Origin of the sequence: Nostoc sp. ChiVER01, assembly GCF_034531155.1 — a bacterium.
Lineage (GTDB): Bacteria > Cyanobacteriota > Cyanobacteriia > Cyanobacteriales > Nostocaceae > Nostoc.
Map to the genome: position 1 here is coordinate 170535 of NZ_JAVRBS010000012.1, position 16465 is coordinate 186999.

14 protein-coding genes and 1 pseudogene are annotated in these 16465 nt (G+C 40.5%); 9 read left to right on the forward strand and 6 right to left on the reverse strand.

Annotation, left to right across the window (positions count from 1 at the left end; translation table 11 throughout):
• Positions 1–13 precede the first annotated feature (13 nt).
• The 5 genes and pseudogenes from RMY00_RS17695 (at position 14) to RMY00_RS17715 (ending at position 3365) form a co-directional block, all read left to right on the forward strand.
• A complete protein-coding gene (locus tag RMY00_RS17695) occupies positions 14–277 on the forward strand; it encodes a CopG family transcriptional regulator (protein WP_322648765.1) in 264 nt (87 codons plus the stop codon).
• Positions 264–644 carry a type II toxin-antitoxin system VapC family toxin gene (locus RMY00_RS17700; RefSeq protein ID WP_322648766.1) on the forward strand — a complete coding sequence of 127 codons (381 nt, stop codon included), beginning with the start codon at positions 264–266 and terminating at the stop codon, positions 642–644. The genes RMY00_RS17695 and RMY00_RS17700 overlap by 14 nt, the downstream gene beginning before the upstream one ends.
• A gap of 165 nt (positions 645–809) precedes the next feature.
• Positions 810–2855, forward strand: a pseudogene (locus RMY00_RS17705) (tetratricopeptide repeat protein).
• A 177-nt stretch (positions 2856–3032) separates the two neighbouring features.
• Positions 3033–3161, forward strand: coding sequence for a hypothetical protein (locus tag RMY00_RS17710; RefSeq protein ID WP_322648767.1), 129 nt, complete (start codon positions 3033–3035; stop codon positions 3159–3161).
• Between the two features lie 81 nt (positions 3162–3242).
• The gene (locus RMY00_RS17715; RefSeq protein ID WP_322648768.1) at positions 3243–3365 is read left to right on the forward strand and encodes a hypothetical protein; all 123 of its coding nucleotides are present in this window, start codon (positions 3243–3245) and stop codon (positions 3363–3365) included.
• A gap of 136 nt (positions 3366–3501) precedes the next feature.
• On the opposite strand, the gene RMY00_RS17720 is transcribed toward RMY00_RS17715, so the two are convergent.
• A complete protein-coding gene (locus tag RMY00_RS17720; protein ID WP_322648769.1) occupies positions 3502–3933 on the reverse strand; it encodes a hypothetical protein in 432 nt (143 codons plus the stop codon).
• 159 nt (positions 3934–4092) lie between these two features.
• Positions 4093–4320 carry a hypothetical protein gene (locus RMY00_RS17725; RefSeq protein WP_322648770.1) on the reverse strand — a complete coding sequence of 76 codons (228 nt, stop codon included), beginning with the start codon at positions 4318–4320 and terminating at the stop codon, positions 4093–4095.
• A gap of 702 nt (positions 4321–5022) precedes the next feature.
• On the opposite strand from RMY00_RS17725, the gene RMY00_RS17730 reads away from it, so the two are divergent.
• Together RMY00_RS17730 and RMY00_RS17735 are read left to right on the forward strand one after the other, a co-directional pair.
• Entirely contained in the window at positions 5023–5679 is a 657-nt protein-coding gene (locus tag RMY00_RS17730) for a DUF2301 domain-containing membrane protein (RefSeq protein WP_322648771.1), read from the forward strand.
• A gap of 158 nt (positions 5680–5837) precedes the next feature.
• Complete coding sequence (locus RMY00_RS17735; protein WP_322648772.1) at positions 5838–6368, forward strand: ElyC/SanA/YdcF family protein; 531 nt, start codon at positions 5838–5840, stop codon at positions 6366–6368.
• Positions 6369–6586: 218 nt separating this feature from the next.
• Here the strand turns inward: RMY00_RS17735 and RMY00_RS17740 are convergent, their stop codons facing one another.
• Positions 6587–7747, reverse strand: a complete 1161-nt coding sequence (locus tag RMY00_RS17740) for an alpha/beta hydrolase (RefSeq protein ID WP_322648773.1) — start codon at positions 7745–7747, stop codon at positions 6587–6589.
• Positions 7748–7892: 145 nt separating this feature from the next.
• On the opposite strand from RMY00_RS17740, the gene dprA reads away from it, so the two are divergent.
• Positions 7893–9008 (forward strand): DNA-processing protein DprA, encoded by a 1116-nt coding sequence (dprA, locus tag RMY00_RS17745; protein ID WP_322648774.1) that lies wholly within the window; start codon positions 7893–7895, stop codon positions 9006–9008.
• Positions 9009–9257: 249 nt separating this feature from the next.
• Here the strand turns inward: dprA and RMY00_RS17750 are convergent, their stop codons facing one another.
• Entirely contained in the window at positions 9258–10820 is a 1563-nt protein-coding gene (locus RMY00_RS17750) for a serine hydrolase (RefSeq protein ID WP_322648775.1), read from the reverse strand.
• Positions 10821–10995: 175 nt separating this feature from the next.
• Positions 10996–11736 carry an RNA methyltransferase gene (locus RMY00_RS17755; protein ID WP_322648776.1) on the reverse strand — a complete coding sequence of 247 codons (741 nt, stop codon included), beginning with the start codon at positions 11734–11736 and terminating at the stop codon, positions 10996–10998.
• A 168-nt stretch (positions 11737–11904) separates the two neighbouring features.
• On the opposite strand from RMY00_RS17755, the gene RMY00_RS17760 reads away from it, so the two are divergent.
• The gene (locus RMY00_RS17760; RefSeq protein ID WP_322648777.1) at positions 11905–13749 is read left to right on the forward strand and encodes a tetratricopeptide repeat protein; all 1845 of its coding nucleotides are present in this window, start codon (positions 11905–11907) and stop codon (positions 13747–13749) included.
• Between the two features lie 106 nt (positions 13750–13855).
• On the opposite strand, the gene RMY00_RS17765 is transcribed toward RMY00_RS17760, so the two are convergent.
• Positions 13856–16456, reverse strand: coding sequence for a BsuBI/PstI family type II restriction endonuclease (locus RMY00_RS17765; RefSeq protein ID WP_322648778.1), 2601 nt, complete (start codon positions 16454–16456; stop codon positions 13856–13858).
• Between the last annotated feature and the right edge of the window lie 9 nt (positions 16457–16465).

Consider the following 16465-nt stretch of genomic DNA (forward strand, 5'->3'; position numbering starts at 1 on the left):
CAAGTTAGTGGCAATGAAGAATTTTGATATTCAGCTAGATGAAGAATATGCTCAAAAGCTTGCCTACATCCAACAGGAGGCTGATCAAGATACACTAGAGGCAATTAAATCTTTGATTGAACTGCGCTATCAACAACTTCAGCAACAAAAAACAGATCCCTTAGCTAAACTTAAGCAAAGTAAATTTATCGGCTGTTTCAAAGGAGAAACTGACTTAGCTGCTAATTCCGAAACCATTGTAAGATCGCTAATGCAAGAAAAGTATGATCGTCGCTGATACTGGCTTTTTCGTGGCACTTGGGAACCAAAACGATCAATACCATCAATTAGCACTACAAGTTTTAAATACTCTCAATGAACCACTAGTGACTACTTACCCTGTTATTACCGAAACTTGTTACCTTCTTCTTGCTAGAGGAGGTGGTAATAATGCTCAATGTAGTTTTTTGAGAGAGGTTGCACAGGAAGCATTTGAGGTGTTTGATTTACGAAGTCACCATGTTGTACGCATAGTTGAACTCATAGAAAAATATAACGATTTGCCAATGGATATGGCAGATGCTTCTCTGGTTGTTCTAGCAGAACATCTGGGACATGGACGAATTTTAACGCTTGATCAACGAGACTTTAATACTTACCGTTGAAATAACAACAATCCTTTCAAGAACTTGCTGCTGAATTTTGAATAAAGTTTGCAAAAGTCGGGAAAAAAGTCGGGTTTACAGAATCTTATCCAAAAACTCCAGCAATATAACTGTAGAGTAATTTATAGTTGTCCTTAAAATCTGAACTATCCTTGTCGTTACCCAATGGACGCTGAAGCTAGCATTAGCATGGTTAGACGCCATAATTCCTCCTCAGACTGGGGAACGGTTGAGCGATTTGCAAAAAGTGATTCTTGTGCAAGTTTGGTTGGGTAGAAAATACTTGGATATTGCTCATTCTTACGGTTGTACGGAAGGACACGCTAAGGATGCTGGTTCTCAGTTATGGAAGCTGCTTTCTAAAGTATTGCGAGAAAAGATTACCAAAAGTAATTGTCGCGCTACTTTGGAACGAGTTCTGAGAAAAACTACTGCGATATCATCCAGTCTGATTGATTACTCCAGAACGCCCCCCCAACCCACCCCAAAATTAGAGGATACCAATTTTATTGGACGAACAGAAGCGATCGCTCACCTGAATACTTTGGCAAATCAAGGATCGAAAGTCATAGTTATCCAAGGTGAAGGCGGTTTAGGCAAAACCACTCTAGCGCAGCAATATTTGCAAACTCAGAGGTTTGAGTTGGTTTTAGAACTGCTGATGGCGAAGGAAACTCAAAACATCACTCCCGCCGAACGAATTGTAGAAGAATGGCTCAAACAAGATTTCGATCAAGAACCTGGGGTAGAATTTGGAGTTACATTAGGACGACTCAAGCGCCAACTCCACAATCGGCGAATTGGGGTGTTAATTGACAATCTCGAACCTGCATTGGATCAACAAGGTGGGTTGATTGCTTCTCACCGCAACTATGTAGAACTATTGCGGGTTTTGGCTGATGCTAGGGTGCAATCTGTTACTTTGATTACCAGTCGCGATCGCCTTTGTGAACCTGGGTTGAATGTGAATCACTATCGGCTTCCTGGTTTAGATGAAAGCGCATGGCAACAGTTTTTTAGCAACCAGGGATTAATCATCAATTCGCCAACCTTGCAAATCATGCATCGCACTTATGGCGGTAATGCTAAAGCAATGGGAATTCTCTGTGGTTCGATTCAGGAGGATTTTGACGGTGATATGGCTCTTTATTGGCAAGAAAATCATGCCGATCCGTTAGCCGCAACCGACTTAAAAAATTTAGCAGTTAGTCAAATCAATCGTCTACAAGCCCTCGACCCCCAAGCATATCGCTTGCTTTGCCGTTTGGGATGTTATCGTTACCAAGATATACCCACCATTTCATCTCAAGGATTGTTTTGTTTACTTTGGGATGTCCCATCCGAGCAACATCGCCAAATTATCGCCTCCTTGAGAAATCGGTCTTTGGTGGAGTGCGAGAAAGGGGAATACTGGGTGATTTATATTGGATAACAGGTAATATTAGTCAAGCGATCGCTTGTCAACAAAGGACTATTACTCTGGCAACCCAAGCACTCAAATCACTTGTACCTCAGCCACGAAATAAACATACAGTTTATTATCTCAGGATGCTAGAGGTAGATTCTTTATTAAGTATTGGTCTTTACAAAATAGATTTGTGGGAACTAGAAGCAGCCGTAAACTTATTTCAGCAAGTAATTTATTTGGCTAAAAATACCGAGCATCATCGCTGGGCAGAGAAAGCTTCAGTGTGTTTAGCTTTGGTGTATTCTTATTTAGGTTTGCATGATGCCTCATCTGCATTAGCAGATGTAGCTTATCAAAATATTACAAACGAAAAATTGGTGGAACAGACTGGAAGATTTGTCTATTTCATGCAAATTTTGGGTCAAACCTATGTAAATTTAGGAGATTTTTCTAAGGCAAATCAAATACTTCAGCAAGCTTTGACTTTTGCTGAAGAAAGCCACTATATGCAGGTAAAAGCAAAAATACTGAATGGTTTAGCAGAAATCCATCGACAACAAGCATTTACATTAGCCCTTACTCATTATACAGAAGCAATCGAACTTTTAGATAAAATAAGTGCTAAGTGTGACCTGGCTGAAGCTTACTTCCAATTAGGTTTAACTTATCAAAAGATGGCAAATCCTGATGATAGCCAAATGAATTTTAATCGAGCGATTCAACTATTCACTGAAATAAAAGCTCCGAAGCAAGTTAAAAAAATTTCCAACTGCGCTGCTCAAGGCTGTGTCAACCATTCCTGACATTATTGAGCGGATATCCCTGCTTTGTGCAGCTTGTTGTCTATCATTTTTAACTAAACTAAGGCATAAGAGACTTCCAAATAGAAAAATAATCAATCGTTTTGGTAAGCAGTTATTGAGCAGGGGAAGAAGAAATCGGATAGTCGTATTGGATACAGGAATTGAGTAATTTAATTTTTGGAAGTCCCTAATGAGAAAAATTCAGCTTTGGCCGATTTTTGCGGTGGCGATCGCGCTCAACAAATTAAAATAACAAAACGCGATTGCATTGTCGAAGAGTATCAACTTGCGATCGCAATATTTTGAATAAATTACCGGGATCTGTTCAAAGTCGGTATTTGGTTTTGAATGACAAGATTTGCATTGACTGGGGTTAGGAAATTTAGATTGACTACTGGGGTTGTTGTGATTCTGTTTCCAGATAAGGTGCTTCTAGATAAGGTGACATTAGCAGATGGAACAGCTTGGAAATTACGTATTGTTGGTGGCAGATTTATCGAGTTTAGTTGAGCTAGCGGGATCTGGGTAGTACTTCGTAAAGCTCTAGCGTTAGATATCCTCACGGAATTGTCGGAACTACTATTAGTGAAGCTTAATATTGGTGTTTCACCACGCTTAACTGGAAATTGAGTCCAGTTAACTGTAGTTACCTGAGGCCGTTGAGGATCTGTGTGTTCGCTGTAAACTGTGTAATATTCAGTTGGAGTAAGTTGTGAAAGTTGAGTAACTGCTGATGAAAAACCTTGAGTAACTGCTGATGAAAGACGTTGACTAACTGCTGAAATTGGAGTGAGTTTTGTAAGTAGTTGGTTGCAAATGGATCGTAGACGCCCGTGCTGTCAATATCAACACCTACACCAGAGTCATCAATTCTAACAACCCCACCAATTTGGACAACAGCAAGTTGAGTAGCTGTAGGGAATAAATTTATTAAGACAGCAGGATCAATAATCACATCAGTATTGACAAAGACTGTTCTCGATACATCTTGTGCATTAGATGAGGATGCGGAAAACACAGCAGAACTTATTAAGAGCATAAAAGCTAGCTGTTTCCTGAACCGTTTGAACGATCGCATACCTTAATCTCCATAAAAACAAAGACAAGAAAATACCAAGCTCCAAAGACACCAAATATGTTTTTATTTGGTATCTTTGCAGCTTTTTATATTTCGATATTTATATATATAACTAGTAAATTTAAGGTTGAATTTTTCTAAAATCAAACTTTACAATACTTAGGTTTCCAAATTTAAATCAATTTCATTCACAGGTATTGGGCTGAAGTAGAAACTATGTTCTCTATGTCTAGGACGTAGATAGGCGTTACTTTTTTCTGGAATTGGGTAATGACCAACCTCGAATCTCAGGCGATCGCTAAACTTAATAGTAAGCTGGAATTGGTAAACCCTTAACAACCAAATAATCGCTCTTAAATTCCTCTGCAAAAATAAAAATAATAGCAAATTTCTGAACTTTAGATGGAGCGAGAATTTGAACGTTTATTTTCTAAAAAAAATATCTAACATTAAGGTTTTTGGTGAAATTCTTATGCTGTAAGTATTTTAAGCGAGCGCACATCCAGGGCAAAGAGCAATATCTCATGACAAACCCAAGAAGAGTCTACAGTTTTGCAATTCTTTAAACAAATGCGATCGTCTACCGTGGGAGAAACAGCGCCATCGCTCACCTCATCTTCCTATATCAACTAATTATGGGGTTATCTGATTGCCAAACTTTTGTATGCACTAAATTTTAAATTTGTCAATATTTACTGTTTATAGCTAAAGTCTAATGTTAAAATCAAGTCTTCAGTTAAACTAGATACTATACAAACCATTGCTAATTACTAGTATAATATGGCGGAAGTTTGCCTACCTTTAACAAGGGGCAAAATCCTCTTGTTAGTCTGGTTAATGGAGATGGTACTTGGATTTACGCCATGCTTTACTGTTGCTATGTCTTTCGCTCTCGAAGGAAATCCGGTCAAATGATAGAGATAATTCACGACTCTAGTGCGTCTGTCAAGTCAACTAATACTACGAAAATGGCTTAATACTTTAGGGATTGTGACACTTTAGTTAGTCTCATTGCCCATCATATAAAAGTTACCCTTCAGCAATTTACTGTTGTACTCTATTAGTAAATTCATAACTATATTTTTAACTATGACTACGCAAACACTACCTCCACCAGAAGTTTATCAAGGTCAGTTTGGAGAATTTACAATTACTCAGAGCGATCGCACAGGCGTAATTATCTACCGTGCTGGGCTAATGGTAGCAGCACTGAGCTTTGCCATAGGCAGTGCTTTGGTTTTGCTCCCTAATAACCCGGCTATTGTTACCGCACTTACACCTCTATATACTTGTTTTAGTGTCGCTCTGGGTGTAAGTTTATTTACCATTCATATTTATATGGCATCACTGCACCGAATATTGCAAATTTTTTGGGCGATCGGTAGTATAGCATCAGTGATTCTGGCAATCTCTAGTAGTGAGCCTTTAGCTCTTACTGTTTACAATCACCCTCTTACATTATTTGGAGTTGGTTTTATTTTCGTTGCTTTGACAGGTATTTATTTTAAAGAGGCTTTTTGCTTCAATCGCCTGGAAACCAAAGTATTAACTCTAATAGTACCGCTACTATTGTTAGGACATTTAGTAGGAGTTTTACCAACTCAGGGGGAAAGTGTTTTATTAGGAATTTGGGCAACGTTATTTTTGGTGTTTGCTCTGCGAAAGACAGTGCAAGCAATTCCTCCTGATATCGGAGATAAGTCTGTGTTTACTTATTTGAAAGAACAACGTCTAGCTAAGGCTTAATGCAGAGAAAAAATCGTCGGTGTCGAAAATTTCCAAAAATTAAACTAATAAAACGCCAAGAAATGTGGACACTTACGGCTCAGGGGTGGGCGATTGCAATCGCTTCGATTGCTTATTTAATATTCTTCACTATTACTCATGTACACTCATTTCTCGCCGTGACTTCCCCAATAAAATCAGCAGACGTATTGGTTGTTGAAGGATGGCTACCAGATTATGCTATACAACAAGCTTTGACTGAATTTAAAAACGGTTCTTATAGTCTAGTAATTACTACCGGAGGCTCAATAGAAAAAGGAATTTATCTTAGCGAATACAAAAACTTTGCAGAAGTGTCAGCCGCCACCTTCAAAAAACTTGGTTTAGAATCAGAGAAGGTAGTAGCTGTGCCGACACCTATGGTAATCAAGGATCGTAGTTATGCATCTGCTGCCGAATTTCATCGTTGGCTATCCGATTCAAATTTAAAGCTACAATCAATAAATGTTTTTTCTTTGGATGTTCACACCCGTAGGAGTTGGTTGCTCTTCAAAAAACTACTTAGCCCTAACATCAAAGTTGGTGCGATCGCTGCCAAAACACAAGATTATGATCCAAACAAATGGTGGGATTATAGCCAAGGTGTACGGACAATTATTGATGAAGGTATAGCTTATATTTATGCGCGGTTTTTGAATTGGAAATCCTAAAATTAATAATTTGTAATTCGTAATTTTAAGTTACGAACTACGAATTATGTTATGTAGCTTTTCCTAATAAAATGAGCTATGTCAGGGCAAAAAAGGAGCTTGTTGTTAGGGGATTGGGGGTGAGGTTCAGTACCTACTCAACTAAGAAGCAAAAACCGCTATATAAAACGTAGCTTTGGTGGGGTGCTTTTACTATAGGCAGTTAGACAAATATCATATTACTTTTCCAGAATTTGTAATAATGCTTGTCGGTAAATTTTTAGACCCTCTGCGTTCAGATGCTCACCATCGCTCGATAAATTCTCTTTAAGAACATTCTTTTCATACAATGGTGCTACTCCTGTTGCTGCAACTGGCACTTTTTCTATTTCACCAACTTTATTAATCAAAGCATTAATTTGTTCAACTCTAGAATTGGGGGCTGATATAGTTGGATCTGAGCTTGCTGCAACTGTTGAATAAAAAGCTGGAATGAGAAAAATTTCTTTATTTCCCATTGTGCGGATAAGTGCGATCGCCTCTTGCAGATTTTTGCTAAATAACTCATCACTCATTCCATACCAAGCATCATTTCCACCCACAGCAATAATAGCTTTTTCGCATGTAACCTTGGTAGGAATTAAACTTTTCAGTTGTTCTAGTAATGAGATTGTACTCAAACCATTTAACCCAAAATTAAAAGTACCATTCCCAAGAGTATTACCAAGTTCAGCCGAAACAGAATCACCAAATAAACAACCTGAAAACTGTTTATTTTGGGCGGCAAGTATTTGATATTGCAGTGCAATTTTCCCGAAGGGTGAAGAACTTACATTGTCCTTTGGAGGCGCATCAGCAGAACCAGAAGAGGAATTTGCCATGCCGACTAGCTTAGAAATTTTTGACGCATCAACAATTAGTTGATTACTGGGATAGGCTGCTAGAAAGCTGACTAATCCTAGACCTTCTGGTGATTTTGCTCCGATGATAATGGCTGATCGTAGGGCTTGTATACTGGCTTGATCGCGACGGGCGATCGCTTGGGATGCAAAAGATAAAATTTGCTTGCCCATTCCTGTATTTATCAGCTTATCTAAAGCCACAATATCAAGAGACATTTTTACCTGAAGAGCATCTTGGAACTTCTGTTTCTCCTTAGGGCTGAGGTAATCTAGAAAAGATTGCAAATCGGCAGAAACCTTTTGATTCTCGCCATAGTTGCGTATATCTGCCACAGGGATTGATCGCTCAAACAATCCGTATCTGACAGTAACTTTCTCAGCAGCTAAACTAGGCAATAAACCAAGGCCACTGTGCAACAGTAAAAATATTAAGCACCCAGATAGGCTTATTAAAAGACGATAGAAATATTTCATCACACAAAATAAGAAGATAGTCAATAGTTAATAGTCAAGAGTCAAGTGTCAAAAGTCAAGGGGTTCGTTATTAGTGATTAGTCATTAATTCTTCCACTGCCTCCTCTGCTCCCTCAACATCCAACCTCAATTTGGGAATACTTAATCCAGTAGGCGTGAGGATGAAACTGTGGTAGAAGAAGGCGCATATTGGCTAGCTTGGGCGCAAATTTCGGGAATTGGCCCGGTATTACTGCGACGGCTGGAACAGCATTTTGGCACGTTAGCAACAGCTTGGAACGCTACTAGGGTACAGTTGGGAGAAGTAGAGGGTTTTGGTTTTCAAACACTAGAAAAAGTAGTACAACAGCGATCGCGTTTGCATCCAGAACAACTATTTACCAAACACCAGCAAGAAAATTCTCATTTCTGGACACCAGCAGATGCAGATTATCCCCGCTTACTATTGGAAACTCCTAGTCCACCGCCGATTTTGTACTATCGCGGTGAAGTCGAACTCCAAGAAAATCTCGGACAAAAACCAATGGTTGGAATTGTCGGAACCCGCCAACCTTCAGAATACGGTATCCGTTGGACTCGCCAGATTAGTACAGCTTTGGCTAAAAATGGCTTTACAGTTGTTTCTGGGATGGCGGAGGGAATTGACACAGAAAGCCACAGCGCCGCCATGAAAGCAGGTGGACGCACAATCGCAGTTTTGGGAACTGGTGTAGATGTTATTTATCCGCATAAAAATCGGGATTTGTACAAGCAGATTTTGACGGCTGGGTTAGTCGTGAGTGAGTACCCCACAAAAACCCCACCTGATCGCACCCACTTCCCCCGCCGCAACCGAATTATTGCAGGCTTGAGCCGCGCCATCCTCGTAATGGAAGCACCGATAAAATCTGGTGCTTTAATTACAGCTACCTACGCTAATGAATTTGGTAGAGATGTTTATGCACTGCCTGGAAGACTGGACGATCATCCATCCCAAGGGTGCTTAAAGTTACTGAGTCAAGGAGCTTCTTTCATCCTCAAAGAATTAGATGAACTGTTAACAATGCTAGGAGCAATACCACAAATTGATAGAGTGGAGGCTTCCACAGCACCAGAACAGTTAATGCCAACTTTATCGCCAGAATTGCAAACGGTAATGGATGCGATCGCAAGTGAAGCTTTACCCTTCGATTTTATTGTCCAGCAAACTGGCATGGCTGCTGGTTCAGTTTCTGGTGCGTTATTACAGTTGGAACTTATGGGTTTCGTTTCGCAATTACCAGGAATGCGGTATCAAAAAAGTTAAAAATTAAAAGATAACAATACAGTTTAGCTTTTAGAAACAAAAAGCTAGTGGCGATCGCATTTTCGATGTTTCTAGCTACTTGATGAGGTAGACGACTCTGGAGATTGTACTACTCTTCCACCCCAAGGTTTGATAACTGAAATGCCGATGATGGCAAGTATACAGAGAGTTTGGGTTGTACCACCAATAATACCAGTTCTCCAAAATGAAGCAACAGATGTAAATCAGGAAAGTCTTGCTGCATCTAATTTATCTTGCCGGATAATATTGCGGATTCATAATTGGAGATTGATAACCATTTGGGGGTACAGTACCTCCCATACTGTTGGGTACAGGATTCACAACAGGAGGCTGATAAATGCTCATGGGTACAGTGCCCGTTGTATTGTTAGGAAAACCAGGACTTACAACAGGAGGCTGATAACCATTTGCGGGTATAGTGTTGGTACTGTTGGGTGTAACCGCATTTTGGCTGAATTCTTGGTAGCTAACACTAGAAATTGAACTAATCAAATTTTCGGCGCGAGGGTCATTATTGGGGCGTTGTACCATGACAGAGGCTATGTAGCGTTTGCCAGTTGGAACAATAATTAAACCTGCATCTGCCAGCATAGTACCAATATCGCCCGTTTTGTGGTATACTCTCGCGCCTGCTCCCAAACCGGATGGTAACAAAGTGTCTCTCTGGGTGCGACGCAAGATATCGAGCATGAGATCCCGTGATGGCATACTCACTAAATTTCCCTGACTCACAATCGCCATCAAATTCCCTAATTCCCTCGGAGTAGTGGTGTTTGTCCCTTGCAAATCCGGAAGCTTATTACGAATTGTTGTAGTTGTCAATCCCCAGTCCCGGAAACGCTGGTTTAACGCCTCCATTCCTCCTAGTCGCGCAATCAGCATATTTGTCGCAGTGTTGTCGCTGATTGTAATCATTTTAGTGACGACTTCCAGAGCAGTATACTGGGTTCCGGCGGGTTTATATTGCAGAGTTCCCGAACCGCCAGCTATCATCTCCTGTTGCATAGTTAGCATTTCATCCAGGCGAATTTTACCCGCGTCTACATCCTGGAAAAAAGCAATTAGAATCGGCACTTTAATTGTGCTAGCCGCCGGAAAACTGGTAGAGCCATTGATATCTACATAATTACCAGTATCTAAATCTACTAAAAATACTCCAGGTGTAAGATTTGGGTTGGTCGCCGCCAAATTTTGCACGGAATTTTTTAAGGAAACCATTTCCTGAGATAGGTATAAGCTCGAAGGTGCAGCTTGGGGAGTTTGGGTAGGTTGTGGCTGCGATCGCGCCACATTACTATTAGATTGCGGCGCAGAAGTTGTGCTGATGCGATTAGCCGGGTCTAAGACTGACAATGCTGTGCCAACAATTGCACCCATGCCAACACCCACAATCAACAACCGCACAATATATAACAAGGTTTTGGCCATTGGCTTTAACCGCGTTTTGGGCGATGAACGCCTGCCGATTTTTGGCTTTTCCATCCGCACTGTTTTCACCATCACAGCACCTGGTCGAAAGGGAGGAATTTTACCCTTCACACTAGGTATTGGTTTTACTGCCGTTGGCATGACTAATCCCGATTTTACCCTACGTGTAGCACTAGGGGTTGAGGGAGGACTGCTCAGTTTTTTTGGGCGTGTTAATGCCGCTTCTCGTCCATTGGCAGCTTGTTGCTGGCTGTTAGCTTTAACTTTCTTCTTTACCACTTTTTGAACTTTTTGTGGCGGCTGGCGGCGATTTAAGGGTTGACGCCGCGAGAAAGCTGTTAGTTCGTCACTTGACTCTGACACAGTTACTCCTTGTGACCCACTTGGCTGTTTTCTTGCAGACTCCTAACCCCAAACTTAATCTTTAAGCAAATATTAATACTCAAATTTCACTTTGCCACTAAGTAGCATTTTTGTGTTTAGTCTAAGCCATATTAAATATTTTGGGGGGATAATTGCGTATATATTAAACAAATAATTACAAGTTTTCACCATCCCTCTGATTTTTAAGGGCCCATTCTACTTGCTGCAAAATTCCCCGCAGCATGTATACTTCCCCAGTTTTCAGGTGAGCGCGATTATATATTTGGCGAAATTTTTCCATCCGACTAGCTGCCGTATGGGGATATACATAACCAATTTTTAATAATAATGATTCTAATTGCTGATAGTATCCTTCCACAACATCTAAAGGGGCGAGTTCAGTTTGGGTTAAGGTTTTAGTGTCAGGTTGCTGAGTACATTGTGACAATTCATAACAGCAGATTGCTACGGCGGTAGCCAAATTTAGGGCTACATAATCTGGACTAGTGGGAATGCGAACAAACCTTTGTGCATAATTTAATTCTTCATTGCTTAATCCCCGATCTTCCCTGCCAAAAATCAGTGCTACGGGTTTTTCTAGTTCCTCTAATAACCAGGGTAGTGCAGTGCGGGGGTTTTCTAAGGGTGTTTCCCAACTGCGAACGCGACCAGTGGTAGCGATCGCTCGTACACATCCATGCAATGCTTCTGGTAAAGTCGGCACTAATACCGCAGATTCGATAATTTCCTGAGCATGAACAGCCATCATCAAAGCTTCCGTCGATAACGGATCGCATTGGGGGTTCACTAATACTAAATTATATAGCCCGAAATTTTTCATTACCCTAGCGATCGCTCCGATATTTATCGGACCAGCTGGCTCTACCAAAACAATTCTTAATCCAGCCAAGCCCATTTTTTGCCTCCTGCGATCGCACCAAATGATATTTTTAGGCTAATTCTCAGCATTGTTATATTCTGCTAAAAAGTTTCCTTGACATCATTCTAAACTTTGCAGGTAAATGCCTACGCGTCTAATCCACTCAAACTAGAATTAGAATGGACGTGATGTTCTCTAGTAGCTATGCCAGACTCTTTGCCATTGCGCGATCGCTATCTTGCCTTAATCGATGAAATTGTCGAAACCACCCTCAAGGGCAAAATTAGCTCTGTTGAGATGGTGTACCAAATGCTGCTTAAAGGAATTACTTCCGGTACAGGGGAAGTCTTTGAGCTAGCTTTGAGCGAGCGCTTGAATGCTCTTCAAAATCAAGTCGATAGTGAAAAAGACGAACTCAAAAAAGCTAAGGCTACTCGGAGTTTGAGAGCCATTAAGACCATTCAAAGTCAATGGCAACGCTGGCAAGAGCAAAACAAAACCACAGAAGCGATCGCCTCCGCAGTTACAGAAATTACTACAGCTCCTGCTGATGAGCGTCTAGCGGTATTTTTACGGGTTACTGATCCTAATCAGAAGTATCCGCTAAATTTGCAACAGCTACAGCAATTATCAAAAGGATTACAGCAATTTGCCGAGGCAGATGCTGATTTACAACAATTTTCCGAAGGGATTACCCGTGGTTTAGCTTCTTGGCAGCGATTACAAGACAACTTGCTCAGTTGGATGTACGAGCAAAAAGAATCTTTGGGATTTGGCGGTGTACCGGGAGAACGTGGCCCTTGGGCAAGTTGGGCGAAACAACTCAACAGTGAGTTACCTCAAGCACTGTTTCGCACCTTAGCTATGGAAGAATCTGCAATAGAGTTTGCCGAGCGACAACGGGGGATCACCCTTAGAGATTGGGTGGAAATGGCATTGATTTTACAGTACTTGCAACGGGGACTAATTAGCTGGTTTGACCAACAAGCTTACGATATTAAGGCCGGGCCAAAGTTGTCCATTTCCACATTTTTGACCTTTGCGGTGATTTGGAGTCAGCTAGCAAGTGGTTTTGGGAGCATTGGGAAAGTATACAGCGATGCCTGTTCTCAAATCATGCTCCAGATATTGCGAACCTTTGCCCAGCGTCCATATTTTCCCTTTTACGGCGGGATTTTTGCCTCTTTTACAGGCACTTATTTGCGAGATGCCCTAGATTATTTGGATGAACCATTGCGTCAAGGCGAGGGAACCCAAGAAAAGGCGAGGATTTTGACACTTTTAGGCTATTCTCAGCGTGCTTTGGGACAATATCAGCGTTCTATTGATTTTCATCAGCAGGCATTAGAGATAGCTAGAAATGCAGGCGATCGCACCTGTGAAATTGCCAATCTCAACCACCTCAGCCGCACCTACGTACAACAGCAAAATTATGCTGAGGCAATTAACAACAGTCAACGAGCATTGATACTGAGTCGGCAAGCAGGCGATCGTACAGGAGAAGCAAACGCGCTGGTAAATTTAGGTTACAGCGAAGTCATGCAAGCTCAAGAACTGGAAAACTTAGAACCAGAAACTTATGAAGCTGCAATTAACTATTTGGAACAAGGTTTAAAATTATCAGAAAAATTAGGCGATCTTCAAAGTAAAGCCTTATGTGTCAGCAGTTTAGGAATTGCCTATCTAGTAATTGGAGAACACCAAACTGCAATTAAATATCTCGAAGATGGCTTTAAAACAGCACAAGTTTCCGGTGATTTGTATCTCCAAGGGCGTAACTTAGCTTATTTAGCAGAAGCTTATTATCATCTACAAAATTCAGAAAAAACTGTTTACACAGGCTGCTTGGGAATGTATCTTTTGGAGCAAATTGCCTCTCATGAATGGCGACAACCAGCAGGGTTACTGACAATTTTACAAGGGCAAATTGGGGCAGAAGCTTTCCAAAAGTTCTTACAGCAACATCGCCCGAAAATGATTGCGGTTATTGGTGTAGATGGGTATGATCACATTGCGCAATTGTTAGAAGAATATAAACAAGATATGTAAAAAAGTAATTTGTAAAAAAAGCAGGGAATTAAGCCCCCTTTTTAAGGTGGTTTAGGGGGATCTTCCGAAGCAAAATATCACGAACACCGAGCTTATTTTCGTATGTTTAAGAAGTTTGCTTCTTATCTGTTTGGTAAGCCTGCAATAGATATTCACCATTGAAATGAATTAGGTGAGTTGAATCATCAGCAACCCAAACATCTGTTTCCCAAGCAATCTCTGCCAGATATCCCACCATTGCCTTACGGCTGAGAAATGTTGTTACCATCACCAAAGGTATTTGGACATCTCTGAATAAGACTTCAAGTTCCTTCTTGCGTTTAGGATTAATTGGACCATGTGAGGTTACAGCTTCAATCAACACCAACCAGTTATTTTTGGTGAAGTGAATAATCACATCTGGGATTTTGCCGTGGGAATCAATATTAATGCCCAAATCTGCTAATACTGTTTCATCAAAGTAGGCAAATTTTTCATCTGTATCCCCAACATAGATGAGCTTTCCACCAGGAGTAAAACGAGGAGCAAAATCATTAATAATTTTTTCAATCAGAATATTCTGACCACCTGGCGATAAAGTTTTAATTTTTCCATTAATTACTATGGGAATACGAGATATTGCACGTTCTTGAGCATATTGCTTTTTTAGACTTTCAACTGAAGCCAGGTAGGTGCAAATGCTCTTATCCCATTCGTCAGTACCGTAGGTTCGTAATAGTTCGAGCGCACTTCCCTCGATTTGATATACAGTTTTAGGACTATTGATAGGACGACTTAAATCATCTGGATTAGCAATTATTAAAGCAGCATCCAAAAATTGATGTACTGTCTGTCGGCGAACTGTTTCCCGTGTATTAGGCTTATATGTTTTGCCATAATGTTGAGCCATAAAGTTCATCATCGGCGTAATTCCTATCAAAGGAGAAGTTGCTAATTGCCAAGAGTCGGTCGGTTTTAAGTCAAGCAACGCCAGGAGAGTTAAAGCAGACCGTTCGTTAAGCTGTGCCCGTGGAAGGCTCAATTGTGTCAAAATTTGCAGCGCTTCATCAATTCGAGACTTAGTTGCAACTGGATTATTCTCTGACAAATTTGACATACTCAATAGCTTATTTTCGATAAGTTCATCAATTTCCTGCAAAGAAGGAAACTGATCTTTAAACTCCGTCCCTAATGACAATAGCTGCTCCAAGTTAGGGTACTTTAATTTTCGCAAATCTGTTGCATTGACCTGAGTATGCCCATTGAACAACCGAAAAAAAGCATCGACTAGGGTTGAATTGAGATAAATAGCAAGCCCACGAGCTAAGGTAAGGCTAAGTCCACGCCCATCTTTGTGAAAGTAATTCAAGTGATTTTCAAAGCCGACACAGCTATAATTAAATTGGTTGGCATCATAAACCACCGCAACAACACGCCTTTTCTCTTCTTTCGATGAAAATCTTTTGCATAAGACATAATGCTCATTTGGTATTAGAAGATTTGCTGTTTCTTCTATATACACTATTGCTTGAGACTTTTTAGTTATTTTTGGGTGTTCTACATATCCATTCGCTAAATTCACCGGATAAATTAATGGAACAGTATTATTTTCTTGATTTATCCTTAGATAATCTTTTACTCGGAAATCTACTATCCGTCCGGTTGAAACTGTTAGCCCTAAATCTTTTAAAGTGCAGGTAAAAACTGCCATTCGCTGAACGATTTGTTGGCTAAGATTATCTGGAATAATATGAATAAACTGCTCTAGATCATCGGGGTTAACTAAGGCTGTATATGGTACAGAGTGTGACACGATCAAGTCATCATTAGCACTACAACTGCTATTTATGCTGACGCTGCTAGACTTTTGCTTTTGTTTCGTAGCTTGGATAATGATAGTTTCCTGCAAAACATCATCGTCACTAAATGCTTCTTGACGCGACTCAAAAAGATGTACTTGCTCTAAAGCCATCATCTCTAAAAACATTTTGCGGAAGTCACGGAAATATGGCCCATTACAAAAACTGCGCGGAGTAATCGCTACAAACTCCCCATTTGGTTTTAGAAGTTGTGCTGTAGCAGCCATAAAACCAGTATAAAGATTGCTGGTTTCCAAACCAATGGAACGTAGCAATTCGCGCATTTTGGAATGAGCATTGATTTTCAAATAAGGCGGGTTGAGAATAGCATGGGTAAATTCTGTTGCGTAGTTTACCGCCGTAGGCATCGCACTATTTAATAAACCAAGCTTTTGCAGCCTAACTGCGTCTTCGATAAAATCAGTCTCACGAATTTCGTAGTTTAAGGAAATACTTGCATAGTCGCATTCTTTTTTACATAATTCTAGAGTCTGATGCAAATATTTAATTAGAAAAGGGTCAATTTCATAAGCTACAACGCGCAAACTTGACGTGGGTTTTCGCTGCTTGCATACTTTTGCTACAAAAGCGGCTATTAATGAACCAATTCCTGCTCCAGCATCAAGCAAGGATATTTCAGGCAAATCCAGGCTATTAAACATCCCAGTCATCAATTGGGCTACTGAAGCGGGAGTCAGAAACTGACCCATTGAAGCTTTTTTGTCTTGCCTTAGCTTTAAACTTACTACAGCTCGATACAGATCCACTTCTGCAAGCAAGTTTCCACTTAATAGTTTGGCGAGGCTGGTAAACTCTAAACTACTGTTATGACTTGTTACTAACGCTCTACTACTTGATGGGAGGATCACAGTCTGTCT